The sequence below is a fragment of the Dokdonia pacifica genome (assembly GCF_900188275.1).
Lineage (GTDB): Bacteria > Bacteroidota > Bacteroidia > Flavobacteriales > Flavobacteriaceae > Dokdonia > Dokdonia pacifica.
Window position 1 is genome coordinate 32,626 of record NZ_FZNY01000003.1, and the last position, 21,672, is coordinate 54,297.

General features: G+C 35.3%; 14 protein-coding genes. 3 read left to right on the top strand and 11 right to left on the bottom strand.

Annotated features, from left to right (window positions below):
* Positions 1–115 precede the first annotated feature (115 nt).
* The 3 genes from CHB80_RS10220 (at position 116) to katG (ending at position 4,510) form a co-directional block, all read left to right on the top strand.
* The gene (locus CHB80_RS10220) at positions 116–1,198 is read left to right on the top strand and encodes a sensor histidine kinase (protein WP_089371376.1); all 1,083 of its coding nucleotides are present in this window, start codon (positions 116–118) and stop codon (positions 1,196–1,198) included.
* Positions 1,198–1,902, top strand: coding sequence for a LytR/AlgR family response regulator transcription factor (locus CHB80_RS10225; RefSeq protein ID WP_089371377.1), 705 nt, complete (start codon positions 1,198–1,200; stop codon positions 1,900–1,902). The genes CHB80_RS10220 and CHB80_RS10225 overlap by 1 nt, the downstream gene beginning before the upstream one ends.
* 409 nt (positions 1,903–2,311) lie before the next feature.
* Positions 2,312–4,510: a catalase/peroxidase HPI gene (gene katG, locus CHB80_RS10230; protein WP_089371378.1), complete on the top strand. Its 2,199-nt coding sequence runs from the start codon at positions 2,312–2,314 to the stop codon at positions 4,508–4,510.
* A 241-nt stretch (positions 4,511–4,751) separates the two neighbouring features.
* Here the strand turns inward: katG and CHB80_RS10235 are convergent, their stop codons facing one another.
* The 11 genes from CHB80_RS10235 to CHB80_RS10290 form a co-directional block, all read right to left on the bottom strand.
* Entirely contained in the window at positions 4,752–5,531 is a 780-nt protein-coding gene (locus CHB80_RS10235; RefSeq protein ID WP_089371379.1) for a CPBP family intramembrane glutamic endopeptidase, read from the bottom strand.
* Positions 5,532–5,769: 238 nt separating this feature from the next.
* The gene (locus CHB80_RS10240; RefSeq protein WP_143337097.1) at positions 5,770–6,699 is read right to left on the bottom strand and encodes a hypothetical protein; all 930 of its coding nucleotides are present in this window, start codon (positions 6,697–6,699) and stop codon (positions 5,770–5,772) included.
* A gap of 277 nt (positions 6,700–6,976) precedes the next feature.
* Complete coding sequence (locus CHB80_RS10245; protein ID WP_089371381.1) at positions 6,977–7,402, bottom strand: hypothetical protein; 426 nt, start codon at positions 7,400–7,402, stop codon at positions 6,977–6,979.
* 189 nt (positions 7,403–7,591) lie between these two features.
* A complete protein-coding gene (locus CHB80_RS10250; RefSeq protein WP_089371382.1) occupies positions 7,592–8,875 on the bottom strand; it encodes a Zn-dependent hydrolase in 1,284 nt (427 codons plus the stop codon).
* A gap of 80 nt (positions 8,876–8,955) precedes the next feature.
* Positions 8,956–9,366 (bottom strand): hypothetical protein, encoded by a 411-nt coding sequence (locus tag CHB80_RS10255; protein ID WP_143337098.1) that lies wholly within the window; start codon positions 9,364–9,366, stop codon positions 8,956–8,958.
* A 205-nt stretch (positions 9,367–9,571) separates the two neighbouring features.
* Positions 9,572–13,816, bottom strand: a complete 4,245-nt coding sequence (gene avs2, locus CHB80_RS10265; protein ID WP_179218129.1) for an AVAST type 2 anti-phage system protein Avs2 — start codon at positions 13,814–13,816, stop codon at positions 9,572–9,574.
* A gap of 248 nt (positions 13,817–14,064) precedes the next feature.
* Positions 14,065–16,224, bottom strand: a complete 2,160-nt coding sequence (locus tag CHB80_RS10270) for a nuclease-related domain-containing DEAD/DEAH box helicase (protein WP_089371385.1) — start codon at positions 16,222–16,224, stop codon at positions 14,065–14,067.
* Between the two features lie 479 nt (positions 16,225–16,703).
* Positions 16,704–17,819 carry a 3-isopropylmalate dehydrogenase gene (gene leuB, locus CHB80_RS10275; protein ID WP_089371386.1) on the bottom strand — a complete coding sequence of 372 codons (1,116 nt, stop codon included), beginning with the start codon at positions 17,817–17,819 and terminating at the stop codon, positions 16,704–16,706.
* A gap of 222 nt (positions 17,820–18,041) precedes the next feature.
* On the bottom strand, positions 18,042–18,656 hold the full coding sequence (gene leuD, locus CHB80_RS10280; RefSeq protein ID WP_089371387.1) for a 3-isopropylmalate dehydratase small subunit: 615 nt from the start codon (positions 18,654–18,656) through the stop codon (positions 18,042–18,044).
* Positions 18,656–20,041 carry a 3-isopropylmalate dehydratase large subunit gene (leuC, locus tag CHB80_RS10285; protein ID WP_089371388.1) on the bottom strand — a complete coding sequence of 462 codons (1,386 nt, stop codon included), beginning with the start codon at positions 20,039–20,041 and terminating at the stop codon, positions 18,656–18,658. The genes leuD and leuC overlap by 1 nt, the downstream gene beginning before the upstream one ends.
* Positions 20,042–20,414: 373 nt before the next feature.
* Entirely contained in the window at positions 20,415–21,587 is a 1,173-nt protein-coding gene (locus tag CHB80_RS10290) for a 2-isopropylmalate synthase (RefSeq protein ID WP_089371389.1), read from the bottom strand.
* Positions 21,588–21,672: the final 85 nt, after the last annotated feature.

The window sequence follows — 21,672 nt, forward strand, 5'->3', positions numbered from 1 at the left end:
TTTGTTTGTGAATTTCTATTTTGTAGGTAGGAAATAGATGTTTAGATGTTGGTATATGAGATTCGTCTACTTGAAGAAAGAAACGAATAGATATTGTGTATTTTAGATTCGAATTATGAGTACTAATCTTCCATTTGTAGATAGAATTGTCCAAAACAGTGTGTTATCACATATATTGTTTTGGTGTTCATTTTTACTCATATTTACGTTGTTAGGGTCTCTTAACTCAGGATCTTTTTCAAGCCATTTAATTAATTATTTGGCATTATTACCTTCACAATTAGCAGCAGCTTATTTTCTAAACTACTACCAGATTCCTGTATTGTTTTTAAAGAAACGATATGTGCGTTTTGTGATTTCTTTTTTAGTGTCAGGCTATGTATTTGTAGTCTTTGCAAGAATATGTACGGTACATATCGCAGAGCCATTAACCAGAGAAGGAATGTTTGAAAAAGAAACATTCTTAGAGATTTTAGCCGATCCTTTTTATTTGTTTTATGTCTATTTTCCTGCAGTGTATGTGATTGTCTTTTTAATGATGGCGATCAAAAGTATTAAAAGAGGTTTTGAAGAAAAACACCAATTAGAAGTATTGCAAAAAGAAAAAGCCAAAACAGAATTACAGTTTTTAAAAGCACAAATCCACCCACATTTTTTATTTAATACCCTTAATAGTATTTATGCATTAACCCTTACCAAGTCTGATGCTGCTCCAGAAGTAGTTTTAAAACTCTCTGAGATGCTGGATTATATATTATATCAATGTAATGAACCTACCATCGCACTTCACAAGGAAATTACACTTATTCAAGGGTATATTGATTTAGAAAAAATAAGATATGGAGATCAACTAGATTTAGAATTTATACACGAACTGTCAGATAAACAAAGACCCATAGCTCCTCTCATATTATTAGGATTTATAGAAAATGCCTTTAAGCATGGAGCAAGTAAAAACCCTATAAACCCTAAAATACATATACAGCTTCAAGAAAAGGAATCGCAGTTATATTTACGCGTATACAATACCAAAATCTCTGTCAAAAGTGATGTAACTTCAGAACAAACGAAAGGCATAGGGATTACTAATGTAAGTCGTCAATTAGAATTGCATTACCCCAACGCACATACCTTAAAAATTGAGGACACCGAGACAAGTTATGAAGTGCAACTTACGATAGATTTAACAAATAAATAATGAAGATACCTTGTATTATTATAGACGATGAACCCCTTGCTATTCAAGTAATACAAAGCCATGTAGCACAAATACCAGACTTACAACTTGTAGCTACATTTCAAAATCCTGTAGCAGCATTTGAGTTACTTAAAAAAGAAACGATAGCCCTTATTTTTTTAGATATCGAAATGCCACTGCTTACAGGAATAGACTTCGCAAAAGAGCTACAGGGAACACCTAAAATTATTTTCACGACGGCCTATCGTAATTACGCTATAGAGAGTTATGAACTTGATGTGGTAGATTATTTATTAAAACCGATCTCCTTTACTCGCTTTTTTAAAGCAGTAAATAAGTATAAATCGTTATCAAATCTTTCTCCAGTGATAGATATTCCTGAAAAAAAGGAATTTGTAAATGATCATATCTATGTAAATGCAAATAAGAAGTATATCAAAGTTTTATTTGCAGATATACTATATGTAGAGAGTGTCAAAGATTATATACGTATTCACACTGCTGAAGAACGAGTGATAACGAAAGATACCCTTAGTGACTTTGAAGCAAAACTTCCTGCGTTCTTTCTGAGAATACATCGCTCTTATATTGTAAATACCTCTAAAATTACGGCGTTTACAGCAGTAGATGTAGAAATAGCAACCAAAGAAATTCCAATAGGCGCTAGTTATAAAGAGCACGTACTTGCATTTTTAAAACAGTAACTAATAATACTTCTTTATGTACTATTAAGTTTCCCTTCTTTTGGTTCGGTTTTCTTTGGACAAGCAAAGAAAATGAACAAGATGATTGATTATTTATTTCACTAATAAGATATAATAAAGACTATCTATTTATATATTCTGAACTCGAATTAATTCTTATCTCTTTTGTAAGTTTTATATGCTTTAACGCTACGCTCTCCCTCTGGTCGTGAATCTAATAAGTTCGCTTTCGCGAACCTGCCTGCCGGCAGGCAGGAGCGTATATAGTCTTTACCAATATTATTTAGGTAAGGCTATAAGCTTTATCAATGCGTTGATAAATCAAATAGATAAACTTTATACTAGTTTTATGTATGATAATGGTAATTTTACGTACAGATACTTTAATAAACCTAAAAGCATACATATAATGGATAATCATCATCAAGGAGGCGACATCAGTCAATGCCCAGTAATGGGAGGCGCTCATAAGAAAACCGCTGGAAATGGTACAACCAATAGAGATTGGTGGCCTAACGAATTAAAGCTAAATATACTAAGACAAAATGCAGCAAAATCAAACCCAGTAGGGGAAGACTTTGATTATGCAGCTGCATTTAATAGTATTGATTATGCTGAGTTAAAGAAGGACTTGACAAATTTTATGACAGAGTCACAAGATTGGTGGCCTGCAGATTATGGACATTACGGAGGATTGATTATACGTATGGCATGGCACAGTGCAGGTACGTATCGTGCAGGTGATGGTAGAGGAGGAGCTAGCTCAGGAACATTGCGTTTTGCGCCATTAAATAGCTGGCCAGATAATGGAAACCTTGATAAGGCACGTTTGTTATTATGGCCTATCAAAAAGAAATATGGAAATAAAATTTCTTGGGCAGATCTTATGATCTTAGCAGGAAATGTTGCTATTGAATCTATGGGGCTTAAAACTTTTGGTTTTGGTGCCGGTAGAGAAGATGTATGGGAACCAGAACAAGATATCTATTGGGGATCAGAAAAAGAATGGTTAGGAAATGATGCACGTTTTTCTGAAGGACGAGATACATTGGAAGCACCATTAGGAGCGGTACATATGGGACTTATTTATGTAAATCCTGAAGGGCCAGATGGGAAGTCAAATCCATTAGGATCTGCATATGATATGAGAATTACCTTTGGTCGTATGGCAATGAATGATGAAGAGATTGTAGCACTTACAGCTGGAGGACATACTTTTGGTAAAGCACACGGTGCTGCAAATCCAGATGAGTATGTAGGAGTAGAACCACACGGAGCTCCTATTGAGCAAATGAGTACAGGTTGGAAAAATACCTATGCTACAGGTGTATTAGATGATACTATTACAAGTGGATTAGAAGGGGCATGGACACCAAATCCAGACAAGTGGGATCATGATTTTTTCAAGGTATTACTAGATTTTGAATGGGAACTAACAAAAAGCCCAGCGGGAGCAAGTCAATGGACTCCTAAAGCTGATTCTGGAGCGCCTACAGCACCTACCGCTGGAGATGCGAGTAAGAGACAAGCCTTGATGATGACAGATGCTGATATGGCATTAAAAGTAGATCCAGAGTTCAGAAAAATATCTGAGCACTTTAAAGCAAACCCAGATGCATTTGAAGATGCATTTGCACGTGCATGGTACAAACTTACACACCGTGATATGGGACCTATATCACGTTACTTAGGACCAGAGGTGCCAAGTGAAGAATTAATCTGGCAAGATGGCGTTCCAGCGGGGCATACACTAAGTGATACTGAAGTAGCAACGCTTAAAAGCGCGATTACAGCTTCAGGACTTACCGTATCTCAATTGGTATCTACTGCTTGGGCATCGGCATCTACATTTAGACATACCGATAAAAGAGGAGGAGCAAACGGAGCACGTATTCGTTTAGAGCCACAAAGAAGCTGGGAAGTAAATAATCCAGAAGAATTAGCAAAAGTGCTAACGGCTTATGAAAAAATTCAAGGTGATTTTGCAGGTACCGTTTCTATAGCAGACCTTATCGTTTTAGGAGGTAGTGTAGGAGTAGAGGCAGCTGCTAAAAATGCGGGTCACGATATTACCGTTCCTTTTACAAGTGGTCGAGGAGATGCTTCACAAGAACAGACAGAAGTAGAATCCTTTAAATTCTTAGAACCACAAGCAGATGGGTTTAGAAACTTTGCAAAAAGTAATCAAACAGCTGCTGCCGAAGAATTATTAATAGACAGGGCGCAATTATTAGATCTTTCTATTCCAGAAATGACAGCGCTTGTAGGTGGACTTCGTGTATTAGGAGCCAACTATAATGGTTCTAAAGTGGGTGTGTTTACAGATAGAGCTGGACAATTAACAAATGATTTCTTCGTAAATCTTTTAGATTTCACATATACATGGGATGCACTTTCTTCTGATGATACACTATTCTCAGGAACAGATCGTCGTACAGGAAATATGACCTTTACAGGATCACGTGCAGATCTTATCTTCGGATCAAATACAGAACTAAGAGCTGTATCTGAAGTATATGCTGCCAATGATGGTGAAACTCGTTTTGTAAATGACTTTGTAAAAGCATTTGTAAAAGTGATGAATGCAGATCGTTTTGATATCGCATAATATATAATTCCCCCTATGGTTTTATAGGAAGCACCCTAACCGTTATGGCTAGGGTGTTTTTTTATAAGTATAATTCTATATTTTGATTGTGATCCTTATGAAGTTCGCTTTCGCGAAATCGAACTTGTGAGATTCACGACCGGAGGGAGAGCGTAGCGCTAAAGCGTATAAAGAAACATTCGCGGTATGTGTAATAGTTTTAGTGTCTATACATCTTAATGTATGCTCTTTAATGAGCTTATCAGTGTTTTTGTAACCAAAGCGTTTTTTTTGTTATCTCCAGCTTTTTTCCCTTCTTCTTTTTATAATACACGGTCAATACAATAATGAATGCTACGGTTAGTAATCGAAATACATTTGAATACATACCTCCAAATGCATTGTCGCTTACAGAAAACAATTCCCAAGACAGATTCATAAGCATATGCAAGAAAATAGGAACCCATATATTAAAGTTCCATTCGGCATATACCCAGGCAAATAAAACACTTCCTAAAAAGGTAACTAAGAAAATTCCTAATAATTCGGCAAGTTCAGTACTTTGATATAAGTGTAAAAAACCAAAATAAATTGAACCAAATAAAACAGAAAGAATAAACCCAAGCTTGGTCTTTTTAAATAACAATCCAAATAAGAATCCTCTAAAAAATAATTCTTCAAAAAAACCTGCCGAAACTACTGAAATCAAAAATGTGTTAAGCGATATTTCTGAGTTGAAATTAAAAACAATACTAAAACCAATATACATAGGTAGAGTACAAATAAGCGCAAATAGGAAGCCTTTGGTGATTGACTTGTCAAGTCCTAAGTTTTGAAAAAAATCAGTTTTACGTCCTATAAAGAGCACTCCTATAAAAAGTGGGATTCCAGAAATTATATATGTTACTATGTGACTTACTCCTAATTGATTTGTTACTTCAAACAACCATTTTCTAAGAGTCTTGAAGTATAGATCATCAAAAACAAAATAGGTTCCAAATGCTATGATAATAATGAGCAACACTTTGATTGAATTCTTCATATATACGTAATTGTTGGTTTCTATATATAAAGACGTTCATTTCTGACAAATGGTTGCCTTAGGTACATACATTAAGTTTAGAAGGGTATTTTTTTATGTTCTAACCTACTGGTAGACTCGCTTTCGCGAAATCGAACTTGTGAGACCTGCCTGCCGGCAGGCAGGTTCACGACCGGAGGAAGAGCGTAGCGCTAAAGCGTACTCAAGAATATAATTAGTAGAAATAAGGCTAAGTACCCTATTTTATAGAAATTGCTCTCCAAACACCTCCATAAATCTCATCTTCAGTACCAAATGAAAGGGTCGCATTTATGTTTTTACTTGGTCCAGAAAGGGCTTCAATTTTAAATCCAGAAACGGGAACCCATTTCGAGAAATCGCTATAAATGGTGAATGGCTGTTCTTTATTAGAATCGTTTACGTGTCCTAATTGATAAATAACCGAATAAAATGGCCCTACATCACTCGTGTCTTCAGAAGCTGCGGCCCATATGTTGCCTTCAGCATCAATATGAAGGTCTGTAATATCTCTTTTGTTTTTTAGATATGTCCAATGACCAGGCGCATTTACAGTAATTCCTTTTATCCCAGCATCACTAAATTGTAGTTGGTGTGTCATTAAATTATAGATGCCCCATTTGATATTCCCTCTTGGATTTATCTCGGATCCTCCACGTTCTCCCAAAATCAAGATCCTTTCTGTTTCACTGTATGGCAAACATGCCATAGACTCGTATTGATCCCCAACAAGTTCTGGCGTATTGAGATTCTTAAATGGAAGTTTTGTAATCCCTAAAATAGTAGCAGAATGTTGTGTTGTATCTATTCTGATATGAAAAATACGACCTAAATTTCCTTTCCAATTCCCAGATTCTGCGATAACATATTCATTTGTTTTTCCAGGTATTTTACAAATACTCTCTAAATCACTTGAGATGCCTTCATCTCCCCATCCAGAAATTGCTATTGGAGTCACTTGGATGGTTTCATCGGTAACATGTATCAAGGCGAGTCGTGTACCTTCCTTAAAGTTTTTTATATCATATACCACGACATACGATTGATCATCTAATTGTTCCATGCCGCTGGAACCACCACTTAATTTTAAAGGATCAATGTCTTGCTGCGTACTAGCTACTAAAGATTGGGATGTCTTACACGAACTCATTTGAAAAATGATCATGGACATCAAGAGGAAGCGCACTAATTTTTGTAAACGTATCATGCTGAGGTATTATGGATGTAGTTGGGAAGTTAACGCTTTATTTCCAGTACCTACTAATCGTTGGTTATATAAAAAACACCCTAACTGTTTATAGTTAAGGTGTTTTTTATACTTTAATTTTAGGAGTGAACCTTCCGACAGGCAGGCAGGTTCACAGGTTTGATTTACCATTTCATTCTCCCTCCGGTCGTGAATCTCACAAGTTCGCTTTCGCGAAAGTTTACTCAAGAATTAATTCAGTAGCTCCTGAAACCAAATTAATATGACAGCAATCTGTAGCGACCATATAATTGCTAGTGATGACTTCTACATCATTGATAAAGCCTCTTATTTGTAGTTCAGCTTCTTGATTTACAGGAAATGTGCCATCACCAGCTATAGGATATACGCCTGTTTGTTGTGCTGCTTCAAAATCGGCATCAGAAGAGAACGTAGGGAGATTTTCTCCATTTTCTAAATTAATGACCTCATAGGCATCTAATGCCACAGGATTCCCATCTGCATCTTGTATAAACACCGTAATAGATCTAAGCTCTAATGTGCAGAATCTCTCACCACACTCTGAACTATCGTCACCGTTACAAGCTACCTGTAGAATAGATAGCGATAGTAGCAAAAGAAATGCAAGTTTGGATATATGTTTCATAGGCTTTAAAATGAATATCAAAATTTAATTTAAACGCCAACCTGAACTCGTTTCAGGTTCTCATTCTCTATGGTTATAAGGTGATGAGATCCCGAAATACATTCGGAATGACTATACTGTTTATTATATAGACACTAAAACAATGATTAGGTTGCGCTATGTGATGTTAAGAAAGTGTTATCTGTAAAATTATTCTTGATCTAGGAGAAGAATAGTTTGTAATAACACATTGGCGCCATTTGCCATGTCTTCAGCAGAAGTATATTCCTTTGGAGAATGGCTAATCCCATTTTTGCTAGGAACAAAAATCATTCCCGTAGGTGCGATGAGTGCCATATCCTGTGCATCATGTCCTGCGCCACTTTGCATTTGTATTTGTGATAACCCTAAAGCTTTTGTGGCTTTTGCAATTTGTTGTTGAATACGTGTATCTGTAAGTGCTGGCTTTCCAGTAGTAGAAAGTGCTGTAAAGGTGATTTTGGTATTCGTTTCTTTGGCAATTTCTTGACCTCTCTTTTCAATAGCGGCATATACCTCTTTAATTTTTTTCGCCGAAAGGTCACGTATTTCCAAACTTAAGGTTACTTTTCCAGGAATTACATTGGGAGCGCCAGGTGCTGCGTTGATACGACCTACCGTACCGACTTGCTTCCCTTCAAAGCTATTGGTTGTTTCATTGACCGCAATGATAAATTGTGCTGCTGTTAAAAGCGCATCTTGGCGTGCATTCATTGGGGTTGTTCCCGCATGATTGGCAAATCCTTCTATCGTAACATCCCACCAGTTTAAACCTACAATTCCTTCTACGACTCCAATATTGACTTGCTCCTGATCCAGAATGCCACCTTGTTCAATATGTAATTCTAAAAAGGCAGCAAGCGATCCTTTTTTACGAATCACCTCTTTAAGTTTTGTAGGATCTCCTCCTAACACCTTGATTCCGTCTCCCATAGATATTCCTGTGCTATTGATAATCGTTAAAGCATCAGCCGGTAATTCTCCTGCCAAGGCACGACTTCCCATCACACCGCCTTCTTCATTAGAAAAAATAATCAATTCTAAAGGATGTTGTGTTGTGATATTGTTGTCTTGTAAGGTCTTCACCACTTCAATAGCCGCCATAGATCCTACACAACCATCATAATTCCCACCATCAGGAACTGTATCAGTATGTGAACCAAAGGCAATGGGTTTTTTGGATGGGTCTGATCCCGCTTTTCTACCAATAATATTCCCTGCATAATCAATACTCACTTCAAGTCCAACATCTTTCATTAGTGCTATCAAATAAGTACGGCTTTCAATATCAGCTTGGCTAAAAGCAACACGACTGGTTTCTCCATTTTCCTTTTTTCCAAACTCAGCCAGCTCAAAAATGGATTTCTCCAAACGGTCTTGATTTACTTTTGGTGTTTGTGCATACGTAATGGATAGAATCAAAAAGAAGGAGAAAAAAGAGAGTGTTGTCTTCATGGGATGGTTGGTTTGCTATAACTACGATCGTTATTGTGTTATGAAGAAAAAGGTACGATAAAAAATAATAGCTACTTTATTTAATGCTCATCCAATAATTTTTGAAATCGCCAATATGCCACTTTTCGGATACGCATCATTCTGTCTGCTATTTCAGGATTATAGGAACATCTAGATTCATCAAACCCTATCCAGTTGGGAAAATATTTTTTAGCCATTTCAAAAATATGCTTATCAAATTTTTTAGAACGCATCACCCCAACATCGTTTTCAGGTCCCACAACTAATGTCATACGATGATGAATTACATATTTAAATGCATCTATCAGATGATGACTCCTAACCTCCCACAAGCCTTCATCTTCCCAAATAAAGGCTCCAGACATACCTTCATGCTCCATTTTTGGATGAATGATTTTAGATTTTGTAGGTAATGAATTTTTGTTCTTTAAGAATGTTATCCATATCCATATTTTTAAAATCAAATTCATAATCATTTAGTGAGACTTGGTAAATGTTAACGGAGGGTGGATGGGTTCGTACAACCGAAGGGAGTATGACGTCATCCATAATGTTGTATGCCGTTTTTATTTTATTCATTTCATTTTTTAGCGTTTGTGCAAGCATACTCTTTGACAAGTTTTGGCTCGTGCCGTTGGTTATTGAACCACTTGACAATGTTTATGATTGCTTGCGTCAGGTGTTCTTGGTGTTAATAACTCCTTTTAATTCTTCTTTGTCAAAATAGTAAGCTCCACTGATTTCTAATCTTCCTAGATAGTCAGTTCCAAAAGATCGTCCTCCAATTATTTGCTTTTCTCCCAATACTGTCCAAACAACTTTTAAATTATTTTCATTAAGAAACTTCAAAAAAGAAGTCTTTCGGACAAGCAGATATGATTTCGAATTATGATAAACATTTGGTGCAAAGCATTGTACTACTTTAGAGTCGTCAACAAATTCCCCTTCTCTTGGACTATATTTTAAATCCATACCCTTATGAACAACGGTACTTGGTTTTAAAAAACTAATGGTTTCTTCTTTTGATTTATCAAACTCTTCCTCCCATAAAAAACCTTGTGCAGTTACATTGACTTCTGCTACATACTCCCCTGATTTCCTGTCATGAACTTCTGTCCATTCAGTGCCTCCATAATAATCAGACATAAAATAGTCCTGAGCTGGTGACCAATAATATTCTCTGCTGAACATTTCGTATCTGTCACCACTTTCAGGCATCCAACGCCCCATGAATTCCTGTTCGATAGCCCAATCTTTAAATGAGTCATATTCATCATCTTTAACTAGATAACTTCTAATGTGACACCAAAGCTTTTTATGTGGTTGATCCCATTTTTCTTCACCAATTTTTTTCGGTTCTGACCAAGATGGATATCCCTCCAATACCAACCATTCTTCTCCCAGACCATCTTTAACCTGGATGATTTCTTCCATTTTAGGCAATTCATTTGAGTCATTTACCCAGCTTTCGTTTGTACAGTCCCAATTAAATATTTTGTTGTTAACCCACCAGAAATCTTGAGGCTCGTCATCATCATAACTTCCTGTTTCACTAATAACCAATGTTGGATCAATATCTCTTATGTAAGGATCCCAAGGGCCTAGGTATGGCACTTCTTTTTCCTTTTCAAAACTCCATCTTTCATATTTCTTGAAATTGTCCGAAACTCGCGCTACCATTTCGTAAAGAGCAATCCACTGGTACTTTTTGCCAATTCTTTCAATCGTAGAAGCTCGCCTATTATATGAATTAGTGTTTCTGTCATATTCTCCATGTTTTTCTACGTCATAACCATATTTTTCAAAAATCCACTCAATAGCAAGATTACTTAGCTGGTTTGTATTAACATCCCATGACCTTAAAGCACTTTCAAAAGTGTATCTTCCAAAATCTCCGTATCCACCAGTACCTCGACCGTATTCGGTTGTCATTGAACTAAGAATCGAATTCTGAGACCAATAATGCTTTTTGAAATCCTTGGCGTCATAATCGAATTTGTATTTTTTATCGATTTCCTTATTAGTCATGGTTTTGTGAGGAAATAAACTTTTGTACGGAGGTCTTACATCTTCAATATCAAAAGGTAATTCAATACCCGAGAAACTTGTAAACTCAATTACCCCTCTAGCATAATCACGGAGTAGAACATGCGGATAAACTTCATCTTTATCCTTAAATATGGTTTCGTATATATAATTACTTAGGACTGCTAATTCCTCTTTCTTATTTGTTCTCACTGCACAACCGTAAGCAACTGCAAACAAACGATCATAAACGTAAGGGTCATTTACCGTTTCAAACTTTTGAAGGAGTTCAATAAGTACCTGAACTCTGTCTTGAAGCAAGCAAATCATTGCTTTTGTGGAACAGTCTCGAAGTTCTCTATTTGTAGAAGTATGAAACCATGATAAGGTAATGCTCGAAAGTAAAACTGATTCATCCGAGATGTGCGATTTGTCTGTTTCATTCCATGCCCAATCAATAAGCCGTTTTACTGATGATTCATTATCATATTTGTATTTCAGCAATTGAGTCCAATTTGTATCTCGGTCAGCAAGTGAGAACTTGAGTAAATGATTATGTAAAGAGTGGGCATTGAAGAAATGGTTAGGTATTGCTGTAACCGCAAGAATAGTTTCCCAGAAATAATCATGTGTACCTTGGTAGGATAATACATGTTCATTTACATATTTCTTTGACTCTTCATTAATGGTATCTACCTTTCTCCAAAGTAAACTTTCAACAAAAGACTCAACAATTGGATATTTATCCTTTAAGTCAGGAATAAGACTATAAAACTCATAACCTTTGATTTCAGGAATCTGAATTGAAAAGGCCTCAATTAGTCCTTTATACCTATAAACTGCGTTTTCATTTTCTACATATTTGTACAGTTTGCCATTTTCTTTGAAATCTTTCTCAAATTCAGGATATTGTTCAAGCAAGCATTGAACAGCTAAATGGTCTTCAAATCGCTCGTAGGTTAAATAAACTCCCTCTTCATAATCATCCGCTTCTTTCCAAAAGAGGTTTTTTGATAGTACACCTTCTGTAATTAATTCATCTATAAATCCTTTTTTGTTGATAAAACTTGAAATAGATTCATTGACGACTTCATAAGCTTGTTCATATGGCACATACCTAAGTTCATTGTCAACTTTGCACTTTATTAAAGCATTAATGGATTTTTGTACTAGGTTTAAACTATCAGAGTACCCAACTCTTTTTGGTTTCGATAAAACAATATTAACGTTTTTGACGAAAAAGTTAATAATTGAAGTTATGCCTTGAAGACCATCTGGGATACGGGTTAATCCTGCTTTGTTTATTCCTTCACAAAATAATTTTAAGAAGAGTGGGTTTTGAAATTCTGGGTGCAACAGAGGTACATTAGGCAGTTCAATGCTGTAATTGTCAAAAAACAATTTGCTTGCTTCATATTCGATATTCCTAAATCCATAATGATGATGTTCTACTATTTTTAGACTAGATCTTTCTTCTTTAGGAAAAATTAAGTTTTTGTAGGAAGTTCTTATAGTGAATACAAGCCCAAGCCATTCATATTTCTTTATCTCATTAATGAAACTTTTTACAAACTCGTTCCAGAAGTAGTTTCCTTTTCCTTCATTAATCGCATCAATAAAAAGAACTATTCTCTTTCCGGATTCTTCAGCTTTTTGATTTAATTTTCTAAGAAAATCTGAAGACTTAGAATTGATTTGAAGTCTTTTAAAAATTTGTGTCCACGGGTCTTCCTCCGTAACAAAATGCTGCCCCAGAAGAAAAACACTTTCATGTTCTTTTTTAATTCTCCTTGAAACTATATCTCCAATCAAATGTGATTTCCCAATGCCAGCTTCACCATCTAGTAATAAAAAAGGATTATTAACAAGTTTAAATGAAGAGCTATGAATTAAATTTTGAAAAGTAGAAAGCTCGTGTTCAAACTCTCTAATATTTCTTAATTCAGTACCGTGTTTATGATAATATTGGTAGTCATTTTTTTCTTTTTGTACTTTACGTTCTTCTGTTATATAGTAGTCATAAACACCTTGAACAGAGCTTTGAGACTTGTTCAATAAGTCTTCAAAGTCATTTACTGGAATTGATGCAGTTCCTAAGAAATCAGTATTATGAAACAAAGTCTGTAATTCATCAAAGGCATTTTCTAAACTCTCAAGACCTTCTTTAACTTCAGGTTGATTCTTTAATACTTTTTTTCCTTTTATCAGAAACTGATCAAATTGCTTTGTTACTTTCCTTTTAAATTGTTCGGTTCTTCCTAGGCCTTCGAATATTTCAGATACTTCAAGTTTTACATTTAGCTCAGGAGTGTACCTTTTTCCAAGGTCATCAATTGATGATTTACATTGCTCCTTGAACCAATCTTGATCTGGTTGAAATGTCGTTTCGGAGTGAAGAGTTTGGACAGTAGAACCTATTGTGTCAAGTTTTCTTTCTATCCTATTGATACTTTCACCTAAATCAAAGATTTTGCCCTTATAATTTTCTTCAATAAATAACTTCTTGAGTTTACTGTCATAGCTCATCTTTTCTGTGAAAATCCCATAAAATGCTTCCAATTCACTAGTGCTAGGAATCAAAATGTTGGAGTTAGTTTTCAATAATTCAATGACAGATCCATAATCGATTTGTGAATTGTTGAATAGAATATACTTGTTTAGTTCATCAAATAATATTTGGGAATGATAAAAAGAGAACTTGTCGGAAGCGATATCTGCTGTGTTTTTTTTCTCATATTCCTCAACTGTTTCATATATTACTTTAACTAGTCTATTTTGATACTTTTTTGTAGGAAAGAAAAGTTTTTTAAGCCTTCCGTAACCTTGTTCTTTTATAAATTGATCAACAAACTTTAGAGATACGTATGTTATTATTGTAATTGATACTGGCTCCATATTTTAATAAATATTGTCATTTCCTAGCTAAGAATAGCTCTTTGGGTTTGCGTGGTGACAAAAGCCAAATGTGCTATTTGTGCGGTGGCTTTTTCATTTTCCAATGGCATACAACGGTTAATATATGAAAAGTAGGCGATTTCTAGGTACTAAACTTTTGGTTAAGCACAAAGTTTGAAGTGAGCCAAAACCTCCGAATTTATCACTTTTCCGTCTGTTTTTTATATACATTGTTATGTTTTCGTACTTTATTTCACTTTGTCTATTAGGTTTTTCAACTTACTATGATACTCTTCATTTCCAAAGTTTATTATTATCAAATTCGCTCTACTTCTAGTAATTCCTGTATACAAAATTTCATCAAAAGTCATTTGCATTTGGGAATACTTCTTTTCAAGAATTAGGAAAAGTGTTTCACTTTCCCAACCTTTAAAGCTGTGAACTGTAGATATTTTAACAGTTCCACTATTCATATAGAAATGTATTTTTTTATTATTTCTAATCATTTTCAGATTACTGGTCTGTCTCTTTGGACCAAAATCCTTTATAAAATCATTGATTTCTGATTCATACTTTTCTCTAAATGCTAGATAATCTTTTGTTGTTGTCTTAAATTTTGTGGAATAATAATCAAGTTTGTCTTTGAACTTATCGCCATATTCTTTATAAAGGTCATAGATTGTAAACAAAACACTTAATTGATTAAAAGCATTGTCTGCCTTATAATCATTTTGACGTTTTATTAATAGTATTCCATCTTTTAACCAAGTTGGTTGATTGTTTTTCTTTATGTAATTCAGTCCCATTCTGTAAACCATTTCAAATGTTTCAAACATTGTATTTGTTTTTTCATTTGAAGAATATCGGTAATAGGCATCAAACTTTTTAAGCAATGAAATTGAATGACCTAAAATGGTTATGTCATTTGGTGGAATATCCTTATTTATTGCGTTTGCGTGTATTATTGTATAAAGACTGGTTACATTATCTGTATTTGTTAAATGAATATAATTTAGAGTGCCTTGTTGATTTCTTCCAAAATCAAACTCCAAATTATTCTGTTTAGCATTAAAATTGTCTATTTCATACTTGTCTTTAAAAATGTCTCTTTGATAATGTATCGCCAAGTCCTTTATTTTAAAGTCTGAACGGAAACAATTTTTTAATTCTGTCACACCTCTAACATTTGTAGAAACATCTTTTCCGTCTGTTGTATTATTGTATATATTTTGCTTTACGTCTCCGAATAGTACATATTCTCCATTTTCACTTAAAAAACATTCTTTTACTATTTCCATCCAAGCTCTTTTGTAATCTTGAATTTCATCAATTAGAATTACATCATAGGTTTTAATATCGTCTTTTCGTTCTAGAAAAAGTTTCTTGTTTGAATAGTATTTATTTTCAAAAAAAGCATCCTTGTCAACATCACTTAATTCGTTAAAATCTTTAGGTACTTCAACTGGAATACCAAGGTTGTTCAATTGAGAATTAATAAATAAGTGATAATTTAATATTACAAAGTTTTCCCAAGGAAATTCTTCTCTAACATCACTAATTTTGTCTTTAATGTAGTTTCGTAACGTAATATTGAAAGTCAAGATTAAGACATTTCCATTTGTTCGTTTATGTGCTTGAACTGCTCTTGCAGCAAGAATTGTAGTTTTACCTGAACCTACAACACCTTTAATTCTTTGTTCTTTTCTTGTGGAATCATAAATGATTTCCATTTGTTTTTTGCTGTACTTAATTTCTTTTCCTTGTTCTTTTATATGGATTGGTGGTTTTAAAAAACGCTTAAAACTTTCATAAATATCGTCTGTAAATAGAAAAGAAGTTCTGTCCGATTTTAAATATCTTTTTTTGAGGATTTTGTTAAAATCAAGTTCATTAAGATTATCTCGCCCGATTAGGTCAATGTTATATTTTAAGAATTTTTGATAATTGAAATTTTCTTCAAATGGATTAATCATTAACTCCTTTATTTTCTCTGAGTTAGCCTTATGAAAGTAAACAGCAGAAGTTACAATATTGAAGTTTCTAATGTCCTTTATCTTTTTCTCTAATAATTTGTCAATGTGTAACTCGTAAAGGTTGTCTTTGTACTTTAATACTTGTGAAATTGGTGATTTATAAGTTTTTGCCTTATTACTTTTAACAACAAAGTTTTTTCTGTCATCAAGTTCGTACAAGTCCAAATTATAGTCTTTGACCTCAATAATCATTACTCCATACCCTTTCCGCATAATTACTATGTCTGGTCTATCTCCATTCATATATGGATTGAAGTAAATCTCAAATGATGAATCTAGTTCTTTGTCTAAAAATTTTAACAGATATAATTCTCCTTCTTCTGGTTTGACTTTCATTGTCAAAACTTTTTCATAAGAAGGAATCAATGTCGCCATTTATATTTTTAGTTTGAAGTTGTTTTTGTATGAAACATAACAACAATATATAATACATATATCCTTTACGTCTCTTATACGCTTATTCACAAATCTAACGAAATATAAATGATATACTATTGATATTTTGAGAGTTAAGTATTTTTTGTTTCCGTTAAATACTATTCCTAAACCTACCCATTCCCAAGCATTCTACGTTACGGTTTCCCGTAGACCCAAAAAATAATACACCCATAGTACACATTAGAAAATCTATTCCACCTTTGTACTACTGCAAATACGAACGCTATGCTGTATTTTTTAATTTCATCATAGCGATGCTATGCAGAAATTAAGAAAATCCTAGTATTTATTGTATTTCAAATGCTCATAACGAAGTTCTAATGTATACTCTGGGTTACACAAAAAAAAGCCAGACACGTACACATATGTCTGACTTTTCAAGAAACCTAGCATTGCTGCTATGGCTAAAACTATTTTTAGATAATCGTGCTTTGTCCCACAAATATGTTTTCAAAATTTCTATTTGGATCTTCAGGATTCATGATAAAATCAGCAATAAAATCACCTACTTTTGAGGTGCCAAATGGATTTTCAGCATTCAGATCTTCAGTTGTAAAACCGAGTTCTAACGATTTTTCAACGGCCTTTTCTACCAGCGCGGCTTCTTTGTGCAAATTCAAATGACGTAATAATAGCGCGGCACTCAAAATACTTGCTAACGGATTGGCAATATCCTTCCCGGTCGCTTGCGGGAAACTCCCATGAATAGGTTCAAATAGTGCATTGTCTGTCCCAATAGATGCCGAAGCTAATAACCCGATAGAACCGCCTATCACGCTCGCTTCATCAGAGATAATATCACCAAATAAATTCTCTGTTAAAATCACATCAAACTGCTTCGGATTGAGGATCATTTGCATGGCCGCATTATCAACAAATAGAAAATCCAATTCCACATCTGGATACTCTTTTGCTATTTCTGTCACGGTTTTACGCCATAAACGCGATGTTTCCAACACATTTGCCTTATCGACAAGGGTGAGTTTACGTTTTCGCGAAAGCGCTTCCTTAAACGCCAAATGCGCAATACGACTAATCTCTTCTACCGAATAGGAACACCCATCGGATGCTACTTGACCATCGTCACTTAAGTGTTTTTCTCCAAAATAAATACCCCCTGTGAGTTCGCGATATATAGAAATATCGGTTCCTACAATACGATCCTTTTTCAAAGGCGAACGTTCAATAAGTTGATCATAGGCTTTTACAGGTCTGATATTACAGAAAAGTCCTAGTGATTTACGAAGACGTAATAACCCTAGCTCAGGACGCACCTTTGCATTCGGATCATTATCATATTTTGGATGTCCAATAGCACCAAATAGAATAGCATCTGCGGCTTCACAAATATCAATAGTCTCTTCTGGTAATGGATTTCCTGTCGCATCAATAGCACAAGCACCCATTAATGCAGGTGTATATGTAAAATGATGATCAAACATATCTGCAATAGCATCTAACGCTTTTTGAGCCTGTGCTGTCACTTCTGGTCCTATCCCGTCTCCAGGAATTATTGCGATGTTATAGTTCATAATTCATGCCTCGTCTATGTACGAGGATCTTTTTTAATTCGTTATATACTTCCTTTTAATAAGGATTGTTTTTAACACCTCCCTCATTCCCTCACTTCGACAAGCTCAGTATGACACCTTTCTAGGAGGAGGTAATTTTTCTTATTCAGAAATAGAGTAACACTCTATTTTAGAGTAGTACTCTATTTTGATTTTCGTATTTCGTATTTCCAACTTCGTATTTCAAAACACCATTCGTTCTTTTTCAAATGCTTCGATGGTATCTTTTTTACTCACTAAAAAGTCAATATCATCATATCCATTAATCAGGCATACTTTCTTGTACGGGTCTATCTCAAATTCCGATTTCGTACTTCGACCTTGCTCAGTATAAACTCCAGCATATTCTACCACCTGATTTTCCAAATCGACTGTGATTTTTGTTGCTGGATTTTCTTGAACACTCGTAAGTAATTGTTTTAAAAAATCGGGAGATACCTGAATAGGAAGCAGTCCGTTATTGAGTGCATTTCCTTTAAAGATATCGGCAAAAAAGCTTGAAATCACCACCTTTAAACCGTATCCAGCAATCGCCCATGCGGCATGCTCACGACTCGAACCACAGCCAAAGTTGTCACCAGCAACGAGGATTTGAGCCTCTTTGTATTGCGGTGCATTTAATGGGAAATCCATATTGAGATTTCCATCACTATCATAGCGCCAATCTCTAAATACATTGTCTCCAAATCCCTTCTTATCGGTTGCTTTTAAGAAACGCGCAGGAATGATCTGATCGGTATCTATATTTTCAATAGGTAACGGAATGGCTGTTGTCGTTAATTTTGTAAATCTTTCCATTACGTAAGTATAGTTTTAGTGATATCTACTATTTTTCCTTCTATGGCAGTAGCTGCTGCTACCAGCGGACTTGCCAGTATGGTACGAGAACCTTGTCCTTGACGTCCTTCAAAGTTTCTGTTGGACGTAGAGACACAATACTCTCCTGCAGGAATTTTATCGTCATTCATCGCTAGACATGCAGAACATCCCGGTTCTCTAAGCGTAAACCCTGCATTTTTAAACACCTCATCAAGACCTTCTTCTTTCAGTTGTTTTACAACCTGTTGTGATCCTGGTACCAACCAAGCGTTTACATTGGGTGCTTTTTGTTTTCCTTTTACATAGCTGGCTGCGACTCTAAAATCTTCAATACGAGAATTGGTACAACTTCCTATAAATACATAATTAATTGTGGTGTCTAGTAATTGAGACCCGCCTTTAAAATCCATGTATTCTAATGCTTTTTCAAAGGTCATATCACCTGTTTCTGGAATATGCTCATTTATTTTGATGCCCATACCAGGGTTGGTTCCATAGGTAAGCATCGGTGCAATAGCTGCCGCATCAAAGTGATATTCTTTATCAAATGTAGCATCGGGATCGGTAGGAAGTGTTTTCCAGTAGGAGACCGCTTTCGCGAAAGCGTCCCCTTGCGGCGCAAATTTCTTTCCTTCTATATAATCAAATGTTGTTTGGTCTGGTGCAATCATGCCGCCACGAGCCCCCATTTCGATACTCATATTACAAACGGTCATACGGCCTTCCATAGACATTTCTTCAAAGACATTTCCTGCATATTCGCAGAAATAACCCGTACCTGCATTGGTGCCTATTTGTGAGATGATATATAAGATCACATCTTTAGGCAATACACCAGGCGCTAAGGTTCCATTGACGCTAACGCGTAGACTTTTTGGTTTTTTAAGAAGCAGACTTTGACTCGCAAATACTTGTGCTACTTGGCTGGTGCCAATTCCAAAAGCGATACTTCCAAAAGCACCATGAGTACTGGTGTGACTATCACCACATACCATAGTCATACCGGGTTGTGTGATGCCCAATTCTGGAGCCATCACGTGTACAATACCATTGTATTGATGTCCTAACCCATATAGTGTAATGCCGTGTTTGTCACAGTTTTTAGTGAGCTGCTCTAATTGGTTTCGCGAAAGCGGATCCTGAACAGGCAAATGCTGATTTACGGTAGGTGTATTATGATCTGCTGTGGCTACGATTTGATCTGGACGTGCAATAGGAATTCCTCTTGCTTCCAGCTCATTAAAGGCCTGCGGACTTGTGACTTCGTGAATTAAATGTTTGTCGATATATAAAATCTGAGGCCCATCGGGTATGGTATCTACCACGTGTGCATCCCAAACTTTATCAAATAATGTTTTTCCCATGTGTACGCCGTTAAAGCTGGTATTAAAATTTGATATTTAACTGATATAAAATTAGATATTTCTAAACGTATCTAATAGATTTTTAATTGTTTATACTGAAATGACTGAATTTTGATTTCGATACAATTTAAATACTTCGTTATCACTTTGTATTTAAATCACTCAATCATCTGTTTTTATTGTTATGTTTTAATACTCGGTGATTTCGATATTATTTTAAACCTTCATTTCATTACGTTTTAAAATCACTCAATCACCTGATCTTATTTATTTATTTATTTATTACTATTACTTTAAGGTCACTGAGTGATTTTATAAGATTTTTAAACGTTTAGTGAAAAGATCTTGTAAAATTGTATCGAAGTGCCCATGTTTATGCTAAAACCCCCGCCTGAATATTAACGGTTTCCATAATTTTATGAATGTCCTGATCTTGCACTTCTTTTTGACGATCGGCAATCGATAGGAAATTAGTATACGCAATATCTAATTGGTCTTTCGTCAATTCATATCCTATTTTTTTAGAACGATACGCAAGTGCAGCACGACCACTACGCGCGGTCAATACAATAGCACTTTCGGTGACGCCTACATCTGCCGGGTCAATAATTTCATAGGTCTCACGATTTTTAATAACCCCATCTTGGTGAATCCCAGAACTATGGGCAAATGCATTGGCACCTACAATCGCTTTATTAGGTTGTACAGGCATTCCCATTTTTTCACTCACCATCTGGCTTGTGTCGTATAATAATTGGGTGTTGATCGTGGTATCTAGGTTTAAATACGGGTGTTGTTTTAGTACCATGACCACTTCTTCTAAGGAAGTATTTCCTGCCCGCTCTCCGATACCATTAATGGTGCATTCTATCTGTCGGGCACCATTTTGTACGCCAGCAATAGAATTTGCGGTAGCCAATCCTAAATCATTATGACAATGACATGATAAGATGACGTTTTCAATGCCTTTAACGTTCTCACGTAGGTATTTCATTTTTGCACCATACTCATCAGGTAAACAATATCCTGTTGTATCTGGAATATTTAAAACAGTAGCTCCAGCTTTGATGACAGCTTCTAGTACTCGGGCTAAATATTCATTGTCTGTACGTCCAGCATCTTCTGCATAGAATTCTACATCTTCTACAAAGCTTTTTGCATAGGCAGTTGCTTTTACAGCACGCTCTATGATCTTTTCTGGTGTACTATTAAATTTATGTTTGATGTGTGAAGCACTAGTTCCGATACCTGTATGAATACGTGGGTATTTAGCATACTTTAAGGCTTGTGCAGCAACTTCAATATCTTTTTCGACGGCTCTAGTAAGACCGCATACGGTTGCATTCTTAACAAGTTTTGCAATTTCTTCTACAGATGTGAAATCACCTGGACTAGAAATTGGAAATCCAGCTTCAATGACATTAACGCCCAGAAGGTCCAGACGCTCAGCAATAATTAATTTTTCTTTTGTTGCTAGTTTGCATCCTGGTACTTGCTCTCCATCTCGAAGGGTAGTATCAAATATTTGAATTTTATCTCTGGACATGATTTGTTTTTAATTACGAATATATATATTGGAGACAGCTAAGCGATGTCGAAAACATGGATTATTACGATGTTAAATTGCTTTT

Coding starts and splice junctions, on each gene's coding strand:
- leuD (WP_089371387.1), bottom strand. CDS start 18,656: ATGGAAAGATTTACAAAATTAACGACAACAGCCATTCCGTTACCTATT.
- katG (WP_089371378.1), top strand. CDS start 2,312: ATGGATAATCATCATCAAGGAGGCGACATCAGTCAATGCCCAGTAATG.
- leuC (WP_089371388.1), bottom strand. CDS start 20,041: ATGGGAAAAACATTATTTGATAAAGTTTGGGATGCACACGTGGTAGAT.
- avs2 (WP_179218129.1), bottom strand. CDS start 13,816: ATGGAGCCAGTATCAATTACAATAATAACATACGTATCTCTAAAGTTT.
- CHB80_RS10235 (WP_089371379.1), bottom strand. CDS start 5,531: ATGAAGAATTCAATCAAAGTGTTGCTCATTATTATCATAGCATTTGGA.
- CHB80_RS10220 (WP_089371376.1), top strand. CDS start 116: ATGAGTACTAATCTTCCATTTGTAGATAGAATTGTCCAAAACAGTGTG.
- CHB80_RS10290 (WP_089371389.1), bottom strand. CDS start 21,587: ATGTCCAGAGATAAAATTCAAATATTTGATACTACCCTTCGAGATGGA.
- CHB80_RS10255 (WP_143337098.1), bottom strand. CDS start 9,366: ATGAATTTGATTTTAAAAATATGGATATGGATAACATTCTTAAAGAAC.
- CHB80_RS10225 (WP_089371377.1), top strand. CDS start 1,198: ATGAAGATACCTTGTATTATTATAGACGATGAACCCCTTGCTATTCAA.
- CHB80_RS10245 (WP_089371381.1), bottom strand. CDS start 7,402: ATGAAACATATATCCAAACTTGCATTTCTTTTGCTACTATCGCTATCT.
- CHB80_RS10270 (WP_089371385.1), bottom strand. CDS start 16,224: ATGGCGACATTGATTCCTTCTTATGAAAAAGTTTTGACAATGAAAGTC.
- leuB (WP_089371386.1), bottom strand. CDS start 17,819: ATGAACTATAACATCGCAATAATTCCTGGAGACGGGATAGGACCAGAA.
- CHB80_RS10250 (WP_089371382.1), bottom strand. CDS start 8,875: ATGAAGACAACACTCTCTTTTTTCTCCTTCTTTTTGATTCTATCCATT.
- CHB80_RS10240 (WP_143337097.1), bottom strand. CDS start 6,699: ATGAGTTCGTGTAAGACATCCCAATCTTTAGTAGCTAGTACGCAGCAA.